21 protein-coding genes, 1 tRNA gene and 1 pseudogene are annotated in these 20,612 nt (G+C 68.9%); 11 read left to right on the top strand and 12 right to left on the bottom strand.

Annotation, left to right across the window (positions count from 1 at the left end; all coding sequences use genetic code 11):
- The first annotated feature begins 51 nt into the window (after positions 1-51).
- Positions 52-975 (top strand): dihydrodipicolinate synthase family protein, encoded by a 924-nt coding sequence (locus J1M36_RS01790; protein WP_206478515.1) that lies wholly within the window; start codon positions 52-54, stop codon positions 973-975.
- Between the two features lie 16 nt (positions 976-991).
- Here the strand turns inward: J1M36_RS01790 and J1M36_RS01785 are convergent, their stop codons facing one another.
- The 3 genes from J1M36_RS01785 to J1M36_RS01775 all read right to left on the bottom strand — a co-directional run bounded on the left by J1M36_RS01785 (position 992) and on the right by J1M36_RS01775 (position 3,845).
- On the bottom strand, positions 992-2,017 hold the full coding sequence (locus J1M36_RS01785; RefSeq protein WP_206478514.1) for a COX15/CtaA family protein: 1,026 nt from the start codon (positions 2,015-2,017) through the stop codon (positions 992-994).
- Positions 2,018-2,112: 95 nt separating this feature from the next.
- Positions 2,113-2,913 carry an ABC transporter permease gene (locus J1M36_RS01780; protein ID WP_342358268.1) on the bottom strand — a complete coding sequence of 267 codons (801 nt, stop codon included), beginning with the start codon at positions 2,911-2,913 and terminating at the stop codon, positions 2,113-2,115.
- Positions 2,910-3,845, bottom strand: coding sequence for an ABC transporter ATP-binding protein (locus J1M36_RS01775; RefSeq protein WP_241246755.1), 936 nt, complete (start codon positions 3,843-3,845; stop codon positions 2,910-2,912). Before J1M36_RS01775 ends, J1M36_RS01780 begins: the two co-directional genes overlap by 4 nt.
- Positions 3,846-4,142: 297 nt before the next feature.
- On the opposite strand from J1M36_RS01775, the gene J1M36_RS01770 reads away from it, so the two are divergent.
- The 6 genes and pseudogenes from J1M36_RS01770 to J1M36_RS13065 all read left to right on the top strand — a co-directional run.
- Positions 4,143-4,904 carry a metalloregulator ArsR/SmtB family transcription factor gene (locus J1M36_RS01770; RefSeq protein ID WP_064845268.1) on the top strand — a complete coding sequence of 254 codons (762 nt, stop codon included), beginning with the start codon at positions 4,143-4,145 and terminating at the stop codon, positions 4,902-4,904.
- On the top strand, positions 4,901-6,376 hold the full coding sequence (gene sufB / locus J1M36_RS01765; RefSeq protein ID WP_064845266.1) for a Fe-S cluster assembly protein SufB: 1,476 nt from the start codon (positions 4,901-4,903) through the stop codon (positions 6,374-6,376). The genes J1M36_RS01770 and sufB overlap by 4 nt, the downstream gene beginning before the upstream one ends.
- 1 nt (position 6,377) lies before the next feature.
- On the top strand, positions 6,378-7,670 hold the full coding sequence (sufD, locus tag J1M36_RS01760) for a Fe-S cluster assembly protein SufD (RefSeq protein ID WP_098053388.1): 1,293 nt from the start codon (positions 6,378-6,380) through the stop codon (positions 7,668-7,670).
- Between the two features lie 98 nt (positions 7,671-7,768).
- Complete coding sequence (gene sufC / locus J1M36_RS01755) at positions 7,769-8,533, top strand: Fe-S cluster assembly ATPase SufC (protein ID WP_064845264.1); 765 nt, start codon at positions 7,769-7,771, stop codon at positions 8,531-8,533.
- A 31-nt stretch (positions 8,534-8,564) separates the two neighbouring features.
- The gene (locus J1M36_RS01750) at positions 8,565-8,924 is read left to right on the top strand and encodes a metal-sulfur cluster assembly factor (protein WP_035962032.1); all 360 of its coding nucleotides are present in this window, start codon (positions 8,565-8,567) and stop codon (positions 8,922-8,924) included.
- A gap of 69 nt (positions 8,925-8,993) precedes the next feature.
- Positions 8,994-9,377: pseudogene (locus tag J1M36_RS13065) on the top strand (alpha-hydroxy-acid oxidizing protein); the annotation flags it as partial.
- A gap of 45 nt (positions 9,378-9,422) precedes the next feature.
- Here the strand turns inward: J1M36_RS13065 and J1M36_RS01740 are convergent.
- From J1M36_RS01740 to J1M36_RS01725, 4 genes are all read right to left on the bottom strand, one after another.
- Positions 9,423-10,328, bottom strand: a complete 906-nt coding sequence (locus tag J1M36_RS01740; protein ID WP_206478513.1) for a neutral zinc metallopeptidase — start codon at positions 10,326-10,328, stop codon at positions 9,423-9,425.
- A 99-nt stretch (positions 10,329-10,427) separates the two neighbouring features.
- On the bottom strand, positions 10,428-11,045 hold the full coding sequence (locus J1M36_RS01735; RefSeq protein ID WP_206478512.1) for an energy-coupling factor transporter transmembrane protein EcfT: 618 nt from the start codon (positions 11,043-11,045) through the stop codon (positions 10,428-10,430).
- Positions 11,042-11,785, bottom strand: a complete 744-nt coding sequence (locus J1M36_RS01730) for an ABC transporter ATP-binding protein (protein WP_312917976.1) — start codon at positions 11,783-11,785, stop codon at positions 11,042-11,044. Before J1M36_RS01730 ends, J1M36_RS01735 begins: the two co-directional genes overlap by 4 nt.
- On the bottom strand, positions 11,786-12,418 hold the full coding sequence (locus J1M36_RS01725) for a biotin transporter BioY (protein WP_064845367.1): 633 nt from the start codon (positions 12,416-12,418) through the stop codon (positions 11,786-11,788).
- A gap of 347 nt (positions 12,419-12,765) precedes the next feature.
- Here J1M36_RS01725 and J1M36_RS01720 point away from each other — a divergent pair, with 347 nt between their 5' ends.
- Complete coding sequence (locus J1M36_RS01720) at positions 12,766-14,364, top strand: ABC-F family ATP-binding cassette domain-containing protein (RefSeq protein WP_098053392.1); 1,599 nt, start codon at positions 12,766-12,768, stop codon at positions 14,362-14,364.
- A 115-nt stretch (positions 14,365-14,479) separates the two neighbouring features.
- Here the strand turns inward: J1M36_RS01720 and J1M36_RS01715 are convergent, their stop codons facing one another.
- The 5 genes from J1M36_RS01715 to J1M36_RS01695 form a co-directional block, all read right to left on the bottom strand.
- The gene (locus tag J1M36_RS01715; RefSeq protein WP_144996637.1) at positions 14,480-15,589 is read right to left on the bottom strand and encodes an alcohol dehydrogenase catalytic domain-containing protein; all 1,110 of its coding nucleotides are present in this window, start codon (positions 15,587-15,589) and stop codon (positions 14,480-14,482) included.
- A gap of 109 nt (positions 15,590-15,698) precedes the next feature.
- Entirely contained in the window at positions 15,699-16,673 is a 975-nt protein-coding gene (locus J1M36_RS01710; RefSeq protein WP_064845364.1) for an SURF1 family protein, read from the bottom strand.
- Positions 16,673-17,068, bottom strand: a complete 396-nt coding sequence (locus tag J1M36_RS12605) for a hypothetical protein (protein ID WP_239318668.1) — start codon at positions 17,066-17,068, stop codon at positions 16,673-16,675. The genes J1M36_RS01710 and J1M36_RS12605 overlap by 1 nt, the downstream gene beginning before the upstream one ends.
- Before the next feature lie 181 nt (positions 17,069-17,249).
- Positions 17,250-18,026, bottom strand: a complete 777-nt coding sequence (locus tag J1M36_RS01700) for a TVP38/TMEM64 family protein (RefSeq protein ID WP_241246752.1) — start codon at positions 18,024-18,026, stop codon at positions 17,250-17,252.
- Entirely contained in the window at positions 17,909-18,598 is a 690-nt protein-coding gene (locus tag J1M36_RS01695) for a DUF3099 domain-containing protein (protein ID WP_342358273.1), read from the bottom strand. The genes J1M36_RS01700 and J1M36_RS01695 overlap by 118 nt, the downstream gene beginning before the upstream one ends.
- 160 nt (positions 18,599-18,758) lie before the next feature.
- Between J1M36_RS01695 and fabG the strand changes: the two genes are divergently transcribed.
- The 3 genes from fabG to J1M36_RS01680 all read left to right on the top strand — a co-directional run bounded on the left by fabG (position 18,759) and on the right by J1M36_RS01680 (position 20,515).
- Positions 18,759-19,484 carry a 3-oxoacyl-ACP reductase FabG gene (fabG, locus tag J1M36_RS01690; RefSeq protein ID WP_206478511.1) on the top strand — a complete coding sequence of 242 codons (726 nt, stop codon included), beginning with the start codon at positions 18,759-18,761 and terminating at the stop codon, positions 19,482-19,484.
- Positions 19,485-19,527: 43 nt separating this feature from the next.
- Positions 19,528-20,283 carry an SDR family oxidoreductase gene (locus J1M36_RS01685; RefSeq protein WP_064845280.1) on the top strand — a complete coding sequence of 252 codons (756 nt, stop codon included), beginning with the start codon at positions 19,528-19,530 and terminating at the stop codon, positions 20,281-20,283.
- Between the two features lie 146 nt (positions 20,284-20,429).
- Positions 20,430-20,515: transfer RNA gene (locus tag J1M36_RS01680), tRNA-Leu, on the top strand.
- Positions 20,516-20,612 lie beyond the last annotated feature (97 nt).

Raw genomic sequence — 20,612 nt, 5'->3', positions numbered from 1 at the left:
GCACGGGCTGGGTGTCCTGGAAAGCTGGTTAGGGTCACCTAAAATGGGTCCATGTTCTCGATGACCTTCTCCGGTGTGATCGCCTACCCCGTGACCCCCTTGCTCCCCGGTGGCGGGCTGGACCTGGATTCCCTCGAACGTAGTGTCGCGCGGCTCGCGCGCAGCGGGGTGTCCGGGATCGTGGTACTCGGGACCTCCGGTCTGTTCGCCTACCTGGACCCCCAGGAACGGGCTCATGTGGTCCGCACGGCCGTGGACGCGGCGTCGGGCTCGGGGACGCCCGTGGGCGTGGGGATCTCCGCGATCACCACGCGGGAGGTCATGCAGTTCGCGTACTCCGCCGAGAACAACGGTGCCGACGGCCTGGTGTTGAGCCCCGTGAGTTACATCCCGCTGGTATCCCAGGAGATCGCGGACCAGGTGGAAACGGTCGCCTCCGCTATGTCCCTGCCGTTGTGCCTGTACAACAACCCGACCACCACCGGGTTCACCTACCCCGTGGAACTGGCCTCGGAGCTGTCGTGGCTGGACAACGTGGTCGCGTTCAAGGACACCGCGGCGTCCGGTCGGCTCTTCCACTCCCGCCAGCTGCTCTTCGCGCAGCAGGCCGAACCGGGCACCGTACACGGTGTGAGCCGCGATCAACTCATCGTGGACGAGTACCCGAGCGCGGCGTGGCACAGCGGCATGGCGGCGTTGCTCGCGCCCGAGTTCGTGGCCTTCCACCGCGCCGTCGCGGAGGGCCGCGCGGACGACGCCGCCGCCTGGAGCGCCGCGCTGCATCCCCTCATGCACCTCATGAGTCAGGAACGGCCCCTGTCGGTGCTCTACGCGTTGGCGGAGGTGTGCGGCGTGCGAACGAGCGCTCCCCGCCGTCCCCTGCTGCCCATCCCGTCCCACAGCAAGCGGCTGCTCTCGGACGCCGTGGAGCGGCTGCGCTCGTCCGCACCTTCGGCGACCTTCGTCGCAGAATAAGCTCGGTGCCTCGCGATCAGCGCACGGTGTGCGCGGGTGTGGCGCGAGCGGCGTCGTCGGCGGGCTCGTCGATGGGTGCCGCGTACTCGTGGGTGTCCTGTGCGAGGTAGACGCTGAACGAGACCACCCGCGTGGCCGCCCAGATCAGCACGGCCGAGAGCACCATGTGCAGGGCCACGGCGGGAACCGGGACCCCGTTGAAGTACTGGTAGTACCCCAGCAGCGCCTGGGCCACGATGACGACCGCCATGATGAGGTACGCGTTACGCAGGATCCGCGGCAGGGACTTCACGACGGTGAGGGCGATGCCCGCGATCACCGTGAACGTCAGGAGGTAGACGGGGATGGCGTGCGCCCGGGCGATCATCACGGAGTCGAACGCGAGCCGCGCACTGTCCTCGTCCCCGGCGTGGGGGCCCGTGCCCGTGACGAGCGTCCCGAGGTAGAGGATCACGGCGGTGAGCACACCGGTCAGCGCCCCCAGCACGCGTGCGGCGGAGCGGGAGCCGTGCAACTGCCCCGGTCGCTGCTCGTATGCGACCACCGACAGCCCGTCCCGGCGGGTGTTGAGCACGAGCAGAGTGGCCAGGCTGATCATGATGGCCGAGATCAGGTAGTGCACCCCCACCACGAGCGGGTGCAGGTCCGCGTGGACGGTGATGCCGCCGATCACGGCCTGCAGGGGAATGCCGATCAGCAGGAACAGCGCCAGGCGGAAGAGCTTGGGGTGCTCGTGACGCAGTTTGAGCACCGAGAGGAACGTGAGCACCGCGACCACGGTGAGCACGAACGTCAGCAGGCGGTTGCCGAACTCGATCAGCCCGTGCACGCCCATCTCCTGGGTGCTGGTCCACGAGTCGGCGGTGCAGCGCGGCCACGTGGGGCAGCCCAACCCGGAACCCGTCAGGCGCACGAGCCCGCCCGTGAGGATTAACAGCGAGTTGGTCAGCAGGGATGCGACCGCGAGTCCCCGCACCCACGGGGTCACGGTGGCGGGCCACCAGAACGAATCGGTGGCGGTGCGGCGGGCGACATCAGACATGACGGAGCATCCAAGGGCAGAGGGGATGGGACCCCTCCAGTGTAGCGAGAACAGCGTGGGAAACCCCTGGGCGCAGCGGGCTCACGCGGGTGAGCTCACACCCACTTGAACCAGGCGACCGTGGCCGCCCAGCTGAGCACGGCCCACGCGGCGAGCACGAGCAGCGGCACGGGGGAGACACTACCCATCAGGAAGCATTCCCGCAGCGCCTCACCGGCCGCGGAGGACGGCATCCACGCCACGAGCCACGAGAGCCACCCGGGCAGCACGCTCACCGGGAAGAGGACGCCGCCGGCGGCCGCGAGCGCGACCCATACGACGTTGAGCACGGCCAGGGTCGCCTCGGCGCGCAGGGTCCCCGCAATCAGCATGCCGAGCCCGGTGAACGCGAGTGCCACGAGGATCAGCAGGGGAACGGACCCCAGCACGGCCTCCCAGGACGGCCGCCAGCCCAGGGGCACGGCCACGGCCGCAATCACCGCGTACTGCACCGCGAGCACGGCCAGGATGGCCAGTAGCTTGCCCGCGATCAGCCCGGCGCGACCCAGGGGAGTGGTCGAGAGGTAGCGCAGCACCCCGTAGCGACGGTCGAAACCGGTCTGGATCCCCTGTCCGGAGAACGCGCTCGAGATCACGCACAGCACCAGGATCCCGGGCACGGCCACGTCCACGCGGGATGCGTCCCCCACGCGGTAGCCGTCCAACAGGTCGGTCACGGTCAGGGCCACGAGTGCCATGACGGGCAGGATCAGCAGAAGCAGCAACTGTTCGCCGTTGCGGATCATGGTCATGGTCTCGAAGCGCGCCTGAGCGAGCACGCGCCGGGGCAGGGACGCGGCCCCGGCGGGGGACGACGGCGCTGCGGTCACCGAGGACTCGTGGGTCGAGGTGCTCACGGGGCATTCCCCCCGGAGACTTCCAGGAAGACGTCCTCGAGGGATCGGGGTTGCACGCTCAGCGCCTCCGGCAAGGTGTCGTTCCGTGTGGCCCACGCGGTCAGTTCGCGGATCCGTGGTGCGTCCAGCGGGCCCGTTAGCGTCACGGTACGGTCCTGGACGCTCCATTCGACGTCGTCGAACCGCGGGGTGCGCCACGGCGGGTCCGCGCGCAGCAGACCGGCGTGCTCCTTGGCGAGCGTGATGCTCATCACGAGCGGTGCGTGGCGTTCGGCGCTGACCAGTTCCGCAACGGTTCCCTGCGCGGCGATCGTGCCCCGGTCCACGATGTAGACGTAGTCGGCCAGGCGGGCGGCGTCGTCCATGAGGTGCGTGGTCAGGATGATGCACACCCCGCTGTCCCGCAGGCGCCGGATCAGGTCGAAGACGATGTGGCGCGAGCGGGGGTCCAACCCCGCCGAGGGTTCGTCCAGGAACAGCACGTCCGGGCGGCCCACGAGGGCCGCGGCCAGGGCCACGCGTTGCTTCTGCCCGCCGGACAGGCGCCGGATCCCCGTGGTCAGGAACGATTCGATGCCCAGCAGCTCCACGAGTTCGACCACGGGCACGGGGTCCGCGTAGAGCCGGCTGACGTGGCGCAACAGTTCCCCGGGGCGCACTGACGGCGGTAGACCCCCGTCCTGGAGCATCACGCCCACGCGCGCCCGCAATGCGGGGGAGGCGTGCCACGGGTCCTCCCCGAGCAACCGGACGCTGCCCGAGGTGGGGCGCTGCAGCCCCTGGGCGCACTGCAGTGTGGTGGTCTTGCCGGCCCCGTTGGCCCCGAGCAGGGCGGTGATTTTCCCGTGCTCCGCGGCCAGGCTCAGCCCGCGCACGGCCCGGACGGGCTCACCCCGGCCCTCGAAGGTCTTCACGAGGTTCTCGATGTGCAGGGCGGGACCGGTGTCGGTCGCGGTCGCCGGGGACGTGGGAGCGGGGTCGGGGTGGATCTGCACCCGGATAGTCTAGAACGTCCGTCCCGGTACTGGCTGGAGGGTTCGCCGAAGGGTCTTAGGCCCCGGTTCCCCTATCGGAGCCGTTTGGCCGGGAATGGATTAGGACATACCCTCGTTATGTATTGCGTGTCCCACCACGAGGGTTTTTACGCTGCATGGCGCTCACCCGGTGGGATCGACGCGGACGCCGCGCCCCGAGCCAACCGTCATCACTCGAAGGATGTTGTACCGAGCATGAGTTCACCTGCCACGGACCGCGGTGCGGTCCGCACGGACCAGGATGACACCACCCGTTCCCGGGTGCTCTCGTTGGTGCTCGCCCACGGTCCCATCTCCGCCGCCCAGATCGCCAAGGACCTGGGGTTGACCCCCGCCGCCGTCCGGCGCCATCTGGACGCGCTCGAGGCCGAACAGTTCATCGAGGTCTCCGCCCTGCGCAGCGCGCAATCGGGCGCGGGGCGCCCGGCCCGGCGCTACGTCGTCGCCCCCGGAGGCCACGAACAGCTTGGCCACGACTACCTCGGACTCGCACACCGTGCGCTGGAGACCATGCAGCGCGTGGGCGGTGAGAAGCTCGTGCAAGCGTTCGTCGCCGAGCAGATCGAGCGCATGCGCGAACGCTACCGCCCGCAGGTCGAGGCGGCCGGGCCCGACGTCGACGACCGCCTCAACGCCCTGACCGCGGCCATGAGCCGCGACGGCTTCGTGGCCTCGCACACCACCGTGACCCCGCGGGGACCCAAGGGCGTTACGCTGCGCTCGGCGCAACTGTGCCAGGGCCACTGCCCCATCCAGGACATCGCGAGCGAGTACCCCGAGTTCTGCGAACAGGAAACCGCACTGATCTCCGAACTGTTGGACGTGGACGTCCGCAGGCTGTCCACCATGGCGGCCGGCGCCCACGTCTGCACCACACACGTCCCGCTGCAACTGCGCACTGCGGGTCACTCGAATTCCACCAACCACACAACCGCACGACAGGGAGGGTTGTCATGACCGAGCGCATTGTGCCCGCGGAGACCGCGGGCAACACGTCAGGTGACACCACGATTTCCGAGATCCTGGAGATGAACCCGGAGCTCGAGGGGATCGGTCAGTACCAGTACGGCTGGGCCGACAAGAACGACGCCGGTGCCTCCGCGCGCCGCGGCGTCAACGAAGAAGTGGTCCGGGACATCTCGGCCAAGAAGAGCGAACCGGACTGGATGACCCAGCTGCGGCTCAAGGGTCTGAAGTTCTTCGACCGCAAGCCCATGCCCACGTGGGGTGCGGACCTGTCCGGGATCGACTTCGACAACATCAAGTACTTCGTGCGCTCCACCGAGCAGCAGGCCGGCTCCTGGGAGGAGCTGCCCGATGACATCCGCAACACGTACGAAAGGCTCGGCATCCCCGAGGCGGAGCGCAACCGTCTGGTGGCCGGTGTGGCCGCGCAGTACGAGTCCGAGGTCGTGTACCACCAGATCCGCGAGGACCTGGAGCGCCAGGGCGTGATCTTCATGGACACGGACACCGCGCTGAAGGAGCACCCCGAGTTCTTCGAGGAGTACTTCGGCACCGTGATCCCGGTGGGCGACAACAAGTTCGCCGCACTGAACACGGCCGTGTGGTCCGGCGGGTCGTTCGTGTACGTGCCCAAGGGCGTGCACGTGGACATCCCGCTGCAGGCCTACTTCCGCATCAACACGGAGAACATGGGCCAGTTCGAGCGCACGCTGATCATCGCGGACGAGGACTCCTACGTCCACTACATCGAGGGTTGCACCGCGCCGATCTACAAGACGGACTCGCTGCACTCCGCCGTGGTGGAGATCATCTGCAAGAAGAACGCCCGGGTGCGCTACACGACCATCCAGAACTGGTCGAACAACGTGTACAACCTGGTGACCAAGCGCGCGATCGCCCACGAGGGCGCCACCATGGAATGGGTGGACGGCAACATCGGCTCCAAGGTCACCCAGAAGTACCCCGCGGTCTACATGACCGGTGAGCACGCCCGCGGTGAGACGCTGTCGATCGCGTTCGCGGGTGAGGGCCAGCATCAGGACACCGGCTCCAAGATGGTGCACATCGCCCCGAACACGTCCTCGTCGATCGTGTCCAAGTCCGTGGCCCGTAACGGCGGTCGTTCCGCGTACCGCGGTCTGGTGCAGGTGCGCGAGGGCGCCAAGCACTCCAAGTCCAACGTGGTGTGCGACGCCCTGCTCGTGGACACGATCTCCCGCTCGGACACCTACCCGTACGTGGACATCCGCGAGGACGACGTCACCATGGGTCACGAGGCCACGGTCTCCCGGGTCTCCGAGGAGCAGCTGTTCTACCTCATGCAGCGCGGTCTGCCCGAGGACGAGGCCATGGCCATGATCGTGCGCGGCTTCGTGGAGCCGATCGCCCGCGAGCTGCCCATGGAGTACGCGCTCGAGCTGAACCGTCTCATCGAACTGCAAATGGAAGGATCCGTTGGCTGATATGTCCACCACTGATCAGACCGCCCAGGACACCACCGAACAGGTGAACGGGGTCCCCACCGGTGAGGACCGCGTGGCGATTCCCGGGATGAGCCAGGAGGGCGAGACCCTCCAGGAGGGTCGTAACCAGGCCGGTGAGCCCGAGATCAGGCACACGGAGCACGGTGACATCTCCGGTGTCCCGGATTCCTCGCGCGCGGGTCGTTTCACCTCCTACGACGTCGCGGACTTCCCGCCGCTGAGCACCAAGCTCGAGGACTGGCGATTCACCCCGATCAAGCGCCTGCGCGGACTCGACGACTCCGCCCTGGACGGGCCCGCCCCGGCCGTGTCGGTCTCCGGTGGCGATGGCGTGGAGCTCACCACGGTCTCCCGCGAGGACTCCCGCATCGGCTCGGTGGGCATCCCCGAGGACCGGGTCTCCGCCAACGCGTGGTCCAACTTCCGCGAGGCCACCGTGCTCAGCGTCCCGCGCGACGCGCAGGTCACCGAGCCGGTCATCGTCACGATCACGGGTGAGTCGGCCGAGCCCGCAGCCCAGCACATCGTGATCGAGGCCGGGACGAACTCCCGCGCGCTCGTGGTGCTGCGACACGTGGGCTCCGCCGTGCTGTCCCAGAACGTGGAGTTCTCGGTCGCGGACGGTGCCAACCTCACGGTCGTCTCGCTCCAGGAATGGGACGACGACTCCGTGCACGCCTCTTCGCAGCAAGCGAGCCTGGGCCGCGACGCGACCTTCAAGCACGTGCTCGTGAGCCTCGGTGGGGACCTCGTGCGGGTCACTCCGTCCACCCACTTCACCGCTCCCGGTGGTGACGTGGAGATGTACGGTCTCACGTTCGTGGACGACGGCCAGCACCTGGAATCCCGGTTGTTCGTGGACCACTCCGTGCCCCGGTGCCGTTCCCGCGTGACCTACAAGTCCGCGCTGCAGGGCGAGAACGCCCACGGCGTGTGGATCGGCGACGTGCTGATCCGCGCGGAAGCGGAGGGCACGGACACCTACGAGCTCAACCGCAACCTGATCCTCAACGACGGCCCCCGCATGGACTCCGTGCCGAACCTCGAGATCGAGACCGGCCTGATCGCCGGCGCCGGTCACGCCTCGACCACGGGTCAGCTGGACGACGAGCACCTGTACTACCTGATGTCCCGCGGGATCCCCGAGCAGGACGCGCGGCGCCTCGTGGTGCGCGGGTTCCTGTTCGAGATCATCCAGCAGGTGGGCGTCGAGTCCCTCGAGGAACAGCTGCGCGCGTCCCTCGAGGACGAGCTGGCCCGCACCGAGAACTGAGCGCCCGGCCCACGCGCCGCGGCAGTTCCCATCCACGACCTTCCCGCATCCGGCTCGCGAACCGATCGGGTGCGCACGAACACTAGGAGAATTGCTTCATGTCAACTCTGGAGATCAAGGACCTCCACGCGTCCGTCATCCTGGACGACGAGACCACCAAGCCCATCCTCAAGGGCGTGAACCTGACCATCAATTCCGGTGAGGTGCACGCGATCATGGGCCCCAACGGTTCCGGGAAGTCCACGCTCGCCTCCACGATCGCCGGTCACCCCAAGTACCAGGTGGACTCCGGTTCCGTGACCCTGGACGGTCAGGACGTGCTGGAGATGTCCGTGGACGAGCGTGCCCGCGCCGGGCTCTTCCTGGCCATGCAGTACCCCGTGGAGATCCCGGGTGTGACCACCTCCAACTTCCTGCGTTCGGCCAAGACGGCGATCGAGGGCGAGGCCCCGTCCCTGCGCACGTGGACCAAGGACGTGCGCACCGCCATGGACAAGCTAAAGATCGACAACGACATGTTGCAGCGCAACGTGAACGAGGGCTTCTCCGGTGGTGAGAAGAAGCGTCACGAGATCCTGCAACTCGAGATCCTCAAGCCCAAGATCGCGCTGCTGGACGAGACCGACTCCGGTCTGGACGTGGACGCCCTGAAGATCGTCTCCGAGGGTGTCAACCGCGCCCTGCAGGAGGACAACACGGGCATCATGCTCATCACCCACTACACGCGGATCCTGCGCTACATCAAGCCGCAGTTCGTGCACGTGTTCTCGGACGGGCGCGTGGTGGACCAGGGTGGTCCCGAGCTCGCCGACCAGCTCGAGAACGAGGGCTACGACCGCTACGTGCGGGCCCCCGCCAAGTAAGTCCCCGCACACCACTTCAGAGGAGGTCGCGATGAGCGATTCCACCGAGACCGTCACGGCGGAGACCCCCGGTCCCAATGGCCAGGCGTCGCTTGCCGAGATCACGGATCTGTTGAAAAACGTGATCGACCCCGAGCTGGGTGTCAACATCGTGGACCTGGGGCTGCTCTACGGGCTGGCCTACCAGGATGACGACTCCCTGCGTCTGGACATGACGCTCACCACGGCCGCGTGCCCGCTGCAGGACGTGATCGAGGAACAGGTCGCCCAGAACCTGGCCCCCACCGTGGACGAGTGGCACGTGAACTGGATCTGGATGCCCCCGTGGGGTCCCGAGCGGATCACGGAGGACGGACGCGATCAGATGCGGGCCCTGGGCTTCAACATCTGAGTCGATGCGTGTCGTGAGGGCGCGGGGTGAACCACCCCGCGCCCTCACGCGTACCCGGACCCCTCCCGCATGACTCGAATGCGCAGAGCCCCGAGCAGCCATGTGCTCGGCCCCATCCGGGGATTCCATGGCGCGGGCGGTGCTACGTTCGGATCCGACGTCCATGTCGGGCCCGCGGCCCACGTCCGGATCGGGAGATGCTCCCTGCAACGCCAACTACCCCAGCTGACCGAATTGAAACCCCTCATGCGCCTCGGCTCCTTCACCCGGATCGCACCCACTGGGTTCACGCGGTTCATGCATGCGGGGGGTGAGACCGGGGGCGTGCTCACCGCCGACGACGCCCGCCGGGCCCTGAGCGTGGGCGCCGACGTTCTGGTGGTCTCGAACCACGGCGACCGGCACCTGGGCCGGGCCCCGGTGTCCCTGACCGCGCTGGCCGAGGTACGCGACGAAGTGGGCCCGGGCGTGCCGCACCGGATGACGATGTGTGAACGGTTACGTCAGGGCCGCAGGATGGTTCAGGTCCGAGGCGGTGAACGTGTTGCACGCGCGGATGTCCCCGGTCTGGTAGCCGGTGAGGAACCACGCCTGGCGCTGCGCCGAGGTGCCGTGGGTGAAGGACTCCGGGTTCGCGCGACCCTGGGTGGTCTCCTGGATCCGGTCGTCACCGATCGCCCCGGCCGCCTCGATCGCGTCGGCGAGCTGCATGCGCGTGATCGGTTCCAACTGGACGGCCCCGCCGGGCTCGGTCGCGTGATGCGCCCACATCCCCGCATAGCAGTCGGCCTGCAGCTCGGTGCGCACGGCCGCCGACGTCGCGCCGTGCGGGTCCTGCTGCGCCCGGCCCAGGGTGCCCTGCAGGTTCTGCACGTGGTGCCCCACCTCGTGCGCCATGACGTACTCCTGGGCCAGGGCGTCGGCGTCCGCGCCGAACTGGCTGCGCATCTGGTCGAAGAAGCCGGTGTCCAGGTAGACCGTGGAGTCCGGCGGGCAGTAGAACGGGCCGGTCGCGGAGGACGCCTGGCCGCAGGACGTGGAATCGGTCCCGCGGAACAGTTCCACCTGCGGCAACGAGTACTTCCTGCCCGTAGCCTCGGGGAAGTACCCTCCCCAGAACTGGTCCAGGGACTGGACCGTGGCCACCATGCGGCACTCGGTGTCCCGGTTGGCGTCCTCGCCCGTTCGGCAGCGGTCCGCGAGCCCGGAGTCCACCTGTTGCGTGCTCTGGGTGTCGTCCTGATTGCCGCCAGTGAGCGCATCGATGCCGTCCTGGCCGAAGAACAGTCCCGCGAGCAGCAGCAGGACGGCGCCGCCCAGCCCGCCTCCCACGGCGATCCCGCGGCCACCGCCGCCCGAACCCACGCGGCCGCCGTTGAGCTGGGAGTTGTCATTGAAACTCATGGGGGAAGCATAGGGCCCCACCGGGGCAACCGCATGGTACGGGGCCGTGGCGCCGCGACGTGGCGCGTCGGACGGCCTCCGCGTCGCGTGCGCGGGGGCTCACTCGAGTCCGCGCGCGGCGAGCGCCTCCCCGGTGCGGTGCGCGTAGTCCACGGTCGCGATCACGGCCGGTGTCACGAGCTGCACGGGGGACGGGCGCACGGTGCGTGCCGCGGCGGCGTCGCGCAGCCCGGAGAGCACGCCGAACAACCAGGGCACCGAACGGATCATGAGTGAGACCGCGAGCCCCACCCGCTCGGGGTCCACACCCAGCTGGCGCAGCGGTGCGCACAGGGTGACCAGGCCGTCGATGAGTCGGGGCAGCGGTGTGGTGGTGATGAGCAACCGGGTGATCCCCACGACGGCCAGCAGGGAGAGCACGACGTCCGCCGCGCGGGCCGGACCGTTGGCCACGAGGTGGTAGAGACTCAGCACGCCCACGAGGAGCAGGAGTGGGCGCAGGGAGCGGGCCCACCGCCGTAACCCCAAACCACAGGCCGCGGACACCACCGCGCTGAGCGCGAATGCCGCGAGGGACACCGGCCACGCGCGCACGGCCATGATCGCCACGCACGCGCCGAGCAGCACCACGGTCTTGAGCCACAGGGGACTGCGATGCAGGATCGAGGTCCCGGGGACGTACGTGCCCAGCAGGCCGTCGGCGCGCGGCCTCCTCACGCAGTCTCCCCGGGGAAACCGTGCGCGCACCACGCGCGGTACCGGGGGAGCACGAGCTCGGGCGGACCCTGATCGAGGATCCGCGCCTCGTGGACCACGACCACGTGCTCGGCGCTCTCGGCGAGGTCGAGGTCGTGCGTGCTCACAAGTTGCTGCTGGGGTAATCCGTCCAGCAGCTCTCGCAGCTTGAGGCGATTGCGCAGGTCCAGCAACGTGGTGGGTTCGTCCAGGATGAGCACCCGGGGTTCCACGGCGAGCACGGCGGCCAGCGCCACGAGCTGGCGTTCCCCGCCGGAGAGGTCGAACACGCTGTGGTGTGCGCGGTGCTCAAGCCCCACGCGGCGCAGCCAAGACAGGGCCTGCTCAGCGCGTTGCACCCGGTCCGGGACGCGACGCCGCAGGGACAGTTCGATGTCCTCGAGCGGTGTGGGCATCAGGATCTGGGAGGCCGGATCGGTGAACACGAACCCCACGAGCGAGCGGGCCTCCCGGGGGAAGGCCACGGGGTCCACGCTGCCCGTGCGCACCACACCCGAGGTTGGTGTCACGAGCCCGTTGAACAGCCGCAGCAGCGTGGACTTGCCGGAGCCGTTGAGCCCGACCACCGCGGTGCGCGGCGCGGTGAACTCGCACGTGACCCGGTCCAGGACGGTCACGGGACCCGCGGGTCCCTCCGCCGTGACGGTGACGTCCGCGCAGTACAGGGGCTCGGAGGAGCCCGGTCGTAGTGCGGGCTGCACTCAGAGGACCGCCCCGGCCATCCGGGGGAAGGCACGGTGCACGGCCACCGCGATCAGGGCCGCCACGAGTGCCTTAACCAGGTCACCGGGGACGAACGCGAGATCGGTGAGCAGCGCCGCCCGAAGGGACAATCCCGCGGTGAGCATCATGCCCGCGATGCCCATGACGTGGGAGAGCACGAGGCCAGCGAGCGCCGCACCGAAGAGTGTGATCACCAGCCCGCCACGGCGTTCGGGGGCTGCGGAGGTGGAGCCCGCGCGGCGTCGTACGCGTTCGGCGCGCACGCTGCGGTGGGCGAGTGCACCCACGAGGGCGGCGGCGAACGGGAAGGAGAGCAGATAGCCCACGCTGGGCCCGCCCAGGACGGCCGGTCCGCCCACGAAGCCGGCGAACACCGGGACGCCGAGCAGACCCACGATCACGTACAGCGCCAGGGCGGCGAAGCCGCGGCGGCTCCCGAGGATCATGCCGGTCAGGTACACCCCGAGGGTCTGCAGTGTGATGGGCACCCCGAGCGCACCCACGGGGATGGCGGGAGCGAGCGCGAGCACGCACGTCAGCGCGGCGAACACGGCGATGTTGGCCAGGTCGAATGAGGTCACGGTGCGGGTGTCGCGCGCGGGTGCTGTCATGGTCCGCAGTCTAGTGGAGCCCGGTGGTATGGGCCGACGGCGCCCGCCCAGCCTCGCTCGCCCGACCGCTCCTGCTCATCCGGCGGGTCACACGGCCCGTGCACCGCGCCGGCACCTCACGGCACGACGCCTCATGGGTCGCGGGTGCCCCGCGCGCCGGCAGCGCCCGCTCGTCGAGTGGATTTGCGACCGCGAGTAGACTGGTGGAGGACCCCGCAGCCACGGGGTTTCTGTCTGTCCCGGGCGCCTCCATCCAGCGCGATCCACGAGGCGCCGCACGCCGAGCACGGTGTGCGGCCTCGTCCCGGGAGCACTCGCTCGACCGCCCCACGAAAGGCCCTGCACCGTTGATCACCGTCACGAACCTCGAACTGCGCGCCGGCGCGCGATTGCTCATGGACGAGGTGAACTTCCGGGTGGACAAGGGCGACAAGGTGGGCCTGGTCGGGCGCAACGGGGCTGGCAAGACCACCATGACCAAGGTGCTCGCGGGGCTCACGCTCCCCGCCGCGGGTGAGGTCACGCGGTCGGGATCGATCGGGTACCTGCCGCAGGACCCCAAGGTCGATGACATGGACCAGCTGGCCCGGGACCGCATCCTGTCCGCGCGTAACCTCGCCGGTGTGATCACCAAGCTGCGCCGCGCGGAGGAGGAGATGGCCTCCGAGGACGACGCCGTGCGGGCCAAGGCCATGCGCCGCTACGACCGCCTCGAGTCGGAGTTCCTGGCCGGCGGCGGCTACGCCGCGGAGTCCGAGGCCGCGACCATCACGAGCAACCTCAACCTGCCCCAGCGCGTGCTTGACCAGCCCCTGCACACGCTCTCCGGTGGGCAGCGTCGCCGTGTGGAGCTCGCCCGGATCCTGTTCTCGGACGCGGACACCATGCTCCTCGACGAGCCCACCAACCACCTGGACCACGACTCGATCGTGTGGCTGCGCGAGTTCCTGCGTTCCTACCAGGGCGGGGTCCTCATGATCTCCCACGATGTGGACCTCATGGAAATGGTCGTGAACAAGGTGTTGTACCTGGATGCCAACCGCTGCGTGGTGGATGTGTACAACATGACGTGGAAGAACTACCTCCAGCAGCGCGACCAGGACCAGGCCCGCCGCAAGCGTGAACGCGCCAACGCGGAGAAGAAGGCCGGGGTGCTCATGGACCAGGCCAACAAGATGCGCGCCAAGGCCACCAAGGCCGTGGCCGCCCAGCAGATGATCCGCCGAGCCGAACGGCTCATGGCCGGGATCGAGGGTGAACGCGTGCAGGACAAGGTCGCGGCCATCCGCTTCCCCAAGCCCGCCGATTGCGGCAAGACCCCGCTCATGGCCAAGGGCCTATCCAAGTCCTACGGCTCACTCGAGATTTTCACCGATGTGGACCTCGCGATCGACCGCGGTTCCCGCGTGGTCGTGCTCGGGCTCAACGGCGCGGGCAAGACCACGCTGCTTCGCATGCTCGCGGGCCAGGCGGACCCGGACACCGGCGAGGTGGTCGCGGGTCACGGCCTGAAACTCGGCTACTTCGCGCAGGAACACGACACCCTGGACACCGAGCGCACCGTCCTCGAGAACATGAAGAGCGCCGCACCGGACCTGCAGGACACCCAGGTGCGCACGATCCTCGGCTCGTTCCTGTTCCAGGGCGACGACGTGGACAAGCCCGCCGGGGTGCTCTCCGGCGGCGAGAAGACGCGACTCGCACTCGCGACGCTCGTAGCGTCGTCGGCGAACGTGCTGCTGCTGGACGAGCCCACCAACAACCTGGACCCCGCGTCCCGGCGGGAGATCCTCAACGCGCTGCACAGTTACGAGGGCGCCGTGGTCCTGGTCTCCCACGACGAAGGCGCCGTGGAAGCGCTCGAACCCGAGCGCGTGGTCATGCTCCCCGACGGCGTGGAGGACCTCTGGAGCCAGGACTACCAGGACCTCATCACCCTCGCGTAGCACGGGCGTCCTGCCGCGGCCGCTGGAGGACCAACGGGCCTGGCGCGCCGCGGGACTCTTCGCGGCGCGTACGGTGCGGGGACGTACGCCGCTCCCGCACCCGGCGCGGCGGGGCTCAGTTCTCGAACAGTACGACCTGGCGCACTGCCCGGCCCTCGGCGAGGGCGTCGAGACCCTCGTTGATCTGCTCGAAACCGATCCGCTGGGAGATCAGCTCCTCGATGGGTAGCTTCCCCTCCCGCCACAGTCCCAGGTACACGGGGATATCCCGCGCGGGGACCGCCGAACCCAGGTAGGAACCCACGATCGTGCGCGCCTGCGCGGTGAGCCCCAGCGGGGAGATCGTGGACCGGGCGTCCGGCGAGGGCAACCCCACCGTCACCGTGATGCCCCCGGGCGAGGTCGCCGCGACCGCCGTCTCGAACGCGCGGGGGTGGCCCGCGGCCTCGATCACCACGGCCGCCGTCACCCCCTGCTCGGCGAGCTCCTCGGGGGAGTACACCGCGCTCGCTCCGAGTTCGACGGCGCGCGCGAGCTTCTCCGGGTTCGCGTCCACCCCGATCACCGGGCCCTTCTCGAGCGAGACCGCGGTCAGCAGCGCAGCCATGCCCACGCCGCCCAGACCCACGATGAGCACCGTGTCACCGTCGTTGGGACGGCCCGCATTGATCACGGCGCCGCCGCCCGTGAGCACCGCGCAGCCCACCACGGCGGCGATCTCCGGGGGCACGTCCTTGTCCACGGGCACCACCGATTGGCGGTTGACCACCGCGTGGGTCGCGAAACCCGAAACCCCCAGGTGGTGGAACAGCTCCTCCTCACCGCGGTGCAATCGGCGCTCACCACCGGGCAACAGCCCGGCGTCGTTACTGCGGGAACCGGGACCGCACGGCAGCTTCCCGTCCGTGGCGCATTGGTCGCACTCCTCGCAGCGGGGCAGGAACACGGTCGTGACCTGATCACCCACGGCGATGTCCGTGACACCCTCACCCACCGCCTCCACGATCCCGGAGGCCTCGTGTCCCAGCACCATGGGCGTGGGACGCACCCGGTTGCCGTCCACCACGGACAGGTCCGAGTGACACAGTCCCGCCGCCCGGACCTGGATCAGCAGCTCGCCCGGACCGGGGTCCGCGAGCTCCACCTCCTGGAGGCGCAGCGGATGGGACTCGGCGTACGGGCGAGGCAGCCCGATCTCCTCGAGCACGGCGGCGGTGATCTTCACGGCGACTCCTTCATCACGGGTGACCCGTCCGACAAGGCAACGTCCGCTCGGGCGGACCGCCCGCCTGGACGGCTTCCTCGGGTGCCGTAAGCGGGCGCGGGTCTGCGTCTCAGTGTCGCCTGTCGGCCTCGAGGGCGTCCAGTAGGGCGTCCTCCTCGTCTTCGTTGCTCACACCGGTGGAGGCCCGACGGCGCTTGGGTCGGTACAGCGACTTCAGATGCGCGGGCATGTCGTCGGCCATCTGCAACTGACGGATGATCAGCGACTCGTCCATCTCCCCGATGTAGTTGCCCTCGGCGTCGTAGTACTGCGCCAGCCGGCGTTCCACCTCCGCGGCGTACGCGCGATCCCACTCGAGGTTCTTCACGTGCTGGCGCGCCGAGTACCCGTAGGCCACGAACACCAGGACCGCGAACGCGTACCACTGCAGCGAGTAGGACAGGTGCGGACCGTACTCGATGGCCGGTCGTTCACCGGCCTGCGGGGTCACGCTCGAGGGCGGGTCCTCGGAGACCAGTTCTCCGTACCCGCCCGTGGCCAGCGCGCCACCCCAGCGTTCGGCGAACGCGGGCAGGTCGATCGAGGCGGACTGGCCCTCGGGTGCCCCGCGGTCCACGGTGCCCTCGGTGGGGCGCAGCCGGGCGGTCACGGTCACGGTCCCGGACCGGGGAGGGGGCACCGCGGACGGCATCCCGTTCGCGGAGTCGTCCGTGGGGATCCAGCCGCGGTCGATCGCGATCACGGGTCCCTCCACGGTGCGGAACGGGACCAGGACGTCGTACCCCACGCGCCCGTCGTGCGGACGGTTGCGGATCAGCACGGTCTCCTCGGGCACATACGTGCCGCGCAGTTCCACGGGGTGCCAGGTCTGCGAGTCGTCGTAGTCCTGGAACAGGGGGATGCCGCGGGCGGAGTCATAGGCCGGGGCGTCGTAGTTCTTGCTGATCTTGGCGTTCTCCGCGACCAGGTAGTCGTTGCGGGACATCTGCCAGTGGGCCAGGTAGAGGCACAGCACCGCAGCTACGCAGCACAGCGCGAACCAGCCGAGCCACGTGGGGGTGCCCAGGAACTTGTACTTGCGCATCAGGGTGTGCGCCCCGATTCCTCGGGTCGGACGACGCCGCCGTCCCCGACCTCGGCGCGGCCGTCACCCGCGCCGGGCTCGTGCGGGATGTCCTGGCTCGCAGCGGCGTCGGGCGTCGCGTCCTCGGGGGCCTCGAACGGTGTGATGGTCTTGAGGAAGCCACGCTGGCCCAGGAAGTCGGCCAGGTGCTCCCGGTGCTCGTCGCAGGCGAGCCACGCCTTGCGGCGCTCGGGGGTGTGCACGCGGGGGTTGTTCCACAGCAGGGTCCACTGCGCGGGACGCGAACAGCCCCGGCGAGAGCACACGGCCTCGGGTGCCGCCGCGCGGGGTCGGGGTGCGGCGTCGTCGGGCGCGGGGCGTTGCGGGTCCAGAGAGCCGAGCAGATCGAATCCCACGGTGAAAAATCCTCCCAGAAATCGTGCGGTGCGGTGGGGGATGCGTCTCGGGGGCGGGGTGCGCTAAGTACATCTGAGGCCCGAAACCGCACCAGATCAGCCGTGGAGCCTGCCGTATCGGGGCACAGATGTATGTGGACCGGGGCGGACCCGGTCAGGCGTCGGCGGTGCCCTCCGCCGGCTAGTGCCCTCTGCGGTTCTGCGCGGCCACCGAGCGCCAGCGGCGAAACGCGATGATCGTTGCCACGACACTCACCAGGCACGCCACACCGAACACGATCAGGTGTGCCCACGTGGGATCCGTGGCCAGCGCCCCCAGCCCCACGAGGGCCACCTGTCCGGGGATCACGGTCAGGGCACTCGCGGAGAGGAACACGCTCTGGGAGATTCCCAACGCGCCGCATCCGTAATTGACCGGCCAATAGGGGATCCCGGGGGCCAATCGCAGCGTGGCCACAGCCTCGAAGCCCGCCCCGGTGAGGTAGTTCTCCACGGTGTCCGCGTGCTTGCCCATGATCTTGCGGGTTGTCTGCTTCCCGAGTCCCCGCGCGAGCCAATAGCCACCCCAGCCGCCGATCAGCGCGGCCACGACGGAGAACACGCTGCCCAGGGTCGCACCGAAGAGCACGCCGGCCGTGACCGCCATGATCGTCACGGGGATCGGGGTCATCGCCACGATTGCATAGATGAGGATGAACACGAGCCAGCCGGCCCAGCCGTAGCCGTCAATCGTGGCCTCGAGTTCGGCCTGGCTCGGCAGGTGCACGGTGAACGCGAGCCACACCATGAGCACGAGCACCAGGATCAGTGCGGCGTTACGGGCCCACGTGACCCAGCTGCTCATCGAGTCGCCGTCGTCCGGGCCGGAGGATGCGCTCGACGCCTCCCCGGTCGAGGAGTCGTCCGGGGAGGGTTCGGGCTGGAAACGGGTGGCCACGGGCACCCACTGTACGACCAGCATCCACGGGCGGGCGTTTGTGGCCCCCGATGACCACGAAGGTGACGGGTGTAACCCCTACGATGGGAGCAGCTGCCCGCAGCGCAGCGTCGTCGGAGTCGGCCCCGCGGGGGCACGACCGGTGACCACCCCCGCGCCGAGACCCCACAGGTGAGACATGCCCAGTAGCCGTCCAGGACCACGGTCTCCGGATCCGGTGCCCGCTCCTGCGACTCGGCGCTCGTGGGCAACTCGGTGCGCGTGGGCGGGCGGTACGCGGAACCCGAGCGTTCGGAGCGGTCCGCGCCGCGGTTGGCCATCATGACCGCGAGCCACGGCAGGATCGCAGCGCCCAGCACGAGCAGGATCCGCGCGATCAGGTTGTCGATCAGCACCACTCCGATGATGCACACCACGCGCAGCGCCATCTGGAAGGAATAGACCTTCATGCGGTGTGCCATGTCGGTGGTGTGCGGATCTGCCGCCGAGGTGATCGAATGAACCTCGGTGGAACCATGCGACTGCGGCTGGGAACGTGAGATGGGAACCGGTCCTTCGGCGAACGATCTGGGGGTGTACCCGCGGAGCGACACTGCCACGGCTGACTGTGAGCGTTCTGAGCATTATCTCACCGTTGTGTGTGGCGCCCAAGCGGGGGATGTCCGCCGGTCAGAGGCCGGTTAGGATGCTGTGAGGTCTTGATACGAGGGTGGGCTTCCCCGCCGCGCCCGCCCCTCCACGGAAGGTTCCATCATGTCTGACCAGTCCTCCGCCGCTCGCACCGTGCTCGTCACCGGAGGCAATCGAGGTATCGGCCGCGCGATCGCGGAACGGTTCATCGCCGCCGGGGACAACGTGGTGGTCACCTCGCGCTCCGGTGGGGACGGACCCGACGGCGCGTACACCGTGCAGGCGGACGTCACCGACACCGCCTCCGTGAACGCGGCCTTCCGGGAGATCGAGGGGAAGTTCGGTCCCGTGGAGGTACTCGTGGCGAACGCCGGGGTCACCAAGGACACCCTGTTGGTGCGCATGAAGGAAGCCGATTTCCAGGACGTGATCGACACCAACCTCACCGGCGCGTTCCGGGTGGTGCAGCGCGCGACCAAGGGGTTCATGCGACTGAAGCACGGGCGGATCATCTTCATCTCGTCCGTGGTGGGCTACACGGGCGCGCCGGGTCAGGTGAACTACGCGTCCTCCAAGGCCGGCCTGGTCGGCATGGCCCGCGCCATCACCCGCGAACTCGGTTCCCGCGGGATCACCGCCAACGTGGTGGCCCCCGGCTACATCGACACCGCCATGACCCACGAGCTCTCCGACGAGGTCAAGGACAACTACCTCTCCATGATCCCGGCCCAGCGTTTCGGGCACGTGGAAGAGGTCGCCGGAGCGGTGGAATACCTTGCCTCCGACGCCGCGGCCTACGTCTCCGGCGCTATCATCCCCGTAGACGGCGGGTTGGGCCTGGGGCACTGATACCGCCGATTCCCGCACCCGCACCCCTCGAAGGAGAAACCGCATGAGTTCAGTGGCAGGCAAGACCGTGGTCATCACCGGATCCTCGCGAGGCGTGGGCGCGGACACCGCCAAGATCCTCGCCGGTGAGGGCGCTAACGTGGTGGTCAACTACCGTCAGAAGGCCCCCCGGGCCAACAAGGTGGTCAAGGAGATCACGGAGGCCGGCGGCCACGCGATCGCCGTGCAGGCGGACATCACGGACGCCGAGTCTCGCGCGGGTCTGTTCCGTGCCGCCGTGGACGAGTTCGGTGGCGTGGACGTGCTGATCCTCAACGCCTCCGGGGGCATGGAGACCGAGATGGGTGAGGACTACGCCCTGCGGTTGAACCGTGACGCCCAGAACGACACCCTGACCGAGGCCCTGCGGACGCTTCCCCAGGGTGGCCGCGTGGTGTTCGTCACGAGCCACCAGGCACACTTCATCAACGACGTGGAGACGATGCCCGAGTACGAGGCCGTGGCCAAGTCCAAGCGCGCCGGGGAAGACACCCTGACGGCTCGCGTGCCCGAGCTGCAGGACAAGGGCATCGGCTTCGTGGTGGTCTCCGCAGACATGATCGAGGGCACCGTCACGGCCACGCTGCTCAACCGGGCCCGCCCGGGAGCACTCGATGAGCGCCGCGAGGCCGCCGGGAAGCTCTACACCGTCAATGAGTTCGCCCAGGAGATCGCCGCGATGGTCACTGCGGACGTCCCCACCGGTCACGTGGAACTCGTGGGTGGCGCGGAGGACTTCCTGGCGCAGGCAGGTCGGTAGCACCTGCACCGGGCCGTGCTCCCGCGGAGTGCGCGGTCCGGCCCCGGTCGAGTTCGAACGGACCGCGCAACTGTGGTAGGTTTCTTGTCGTTGCCACGGGCCGAGAAGGTTTCCGGGAGATCGGAAACGCCGCGGTTCGGACACCTGCGCGGGTGGCGGAATAGGCAGACGCGCTAGCTTGAGGTGCTAGTCCTCGTATTAGAGGGTGGGGGTTCAAGTCCCCCCTCGCGCACACGATTCGGGAAGCCCCCAATCCGGAGACATGAGTTCCGGGTCGGGGGCTTTTCGCATGCCCGCCCGAACGCCCGGGGCGGGATGCGTCTCGGGGG

The organism is Kocuria sp. KRD140 (genome assembly GCF_017168375.1).
In the GTDB taxonomy this organism is placed as follows: Bacteria; Actinomycetota; Actinomycetes; order Actinomycetales; family Micrococcaceae; genus Kocuria; species Kocuria marina.
This window is presented reverse-complemented; position numbering and strand designations above follow the sequence as displayed.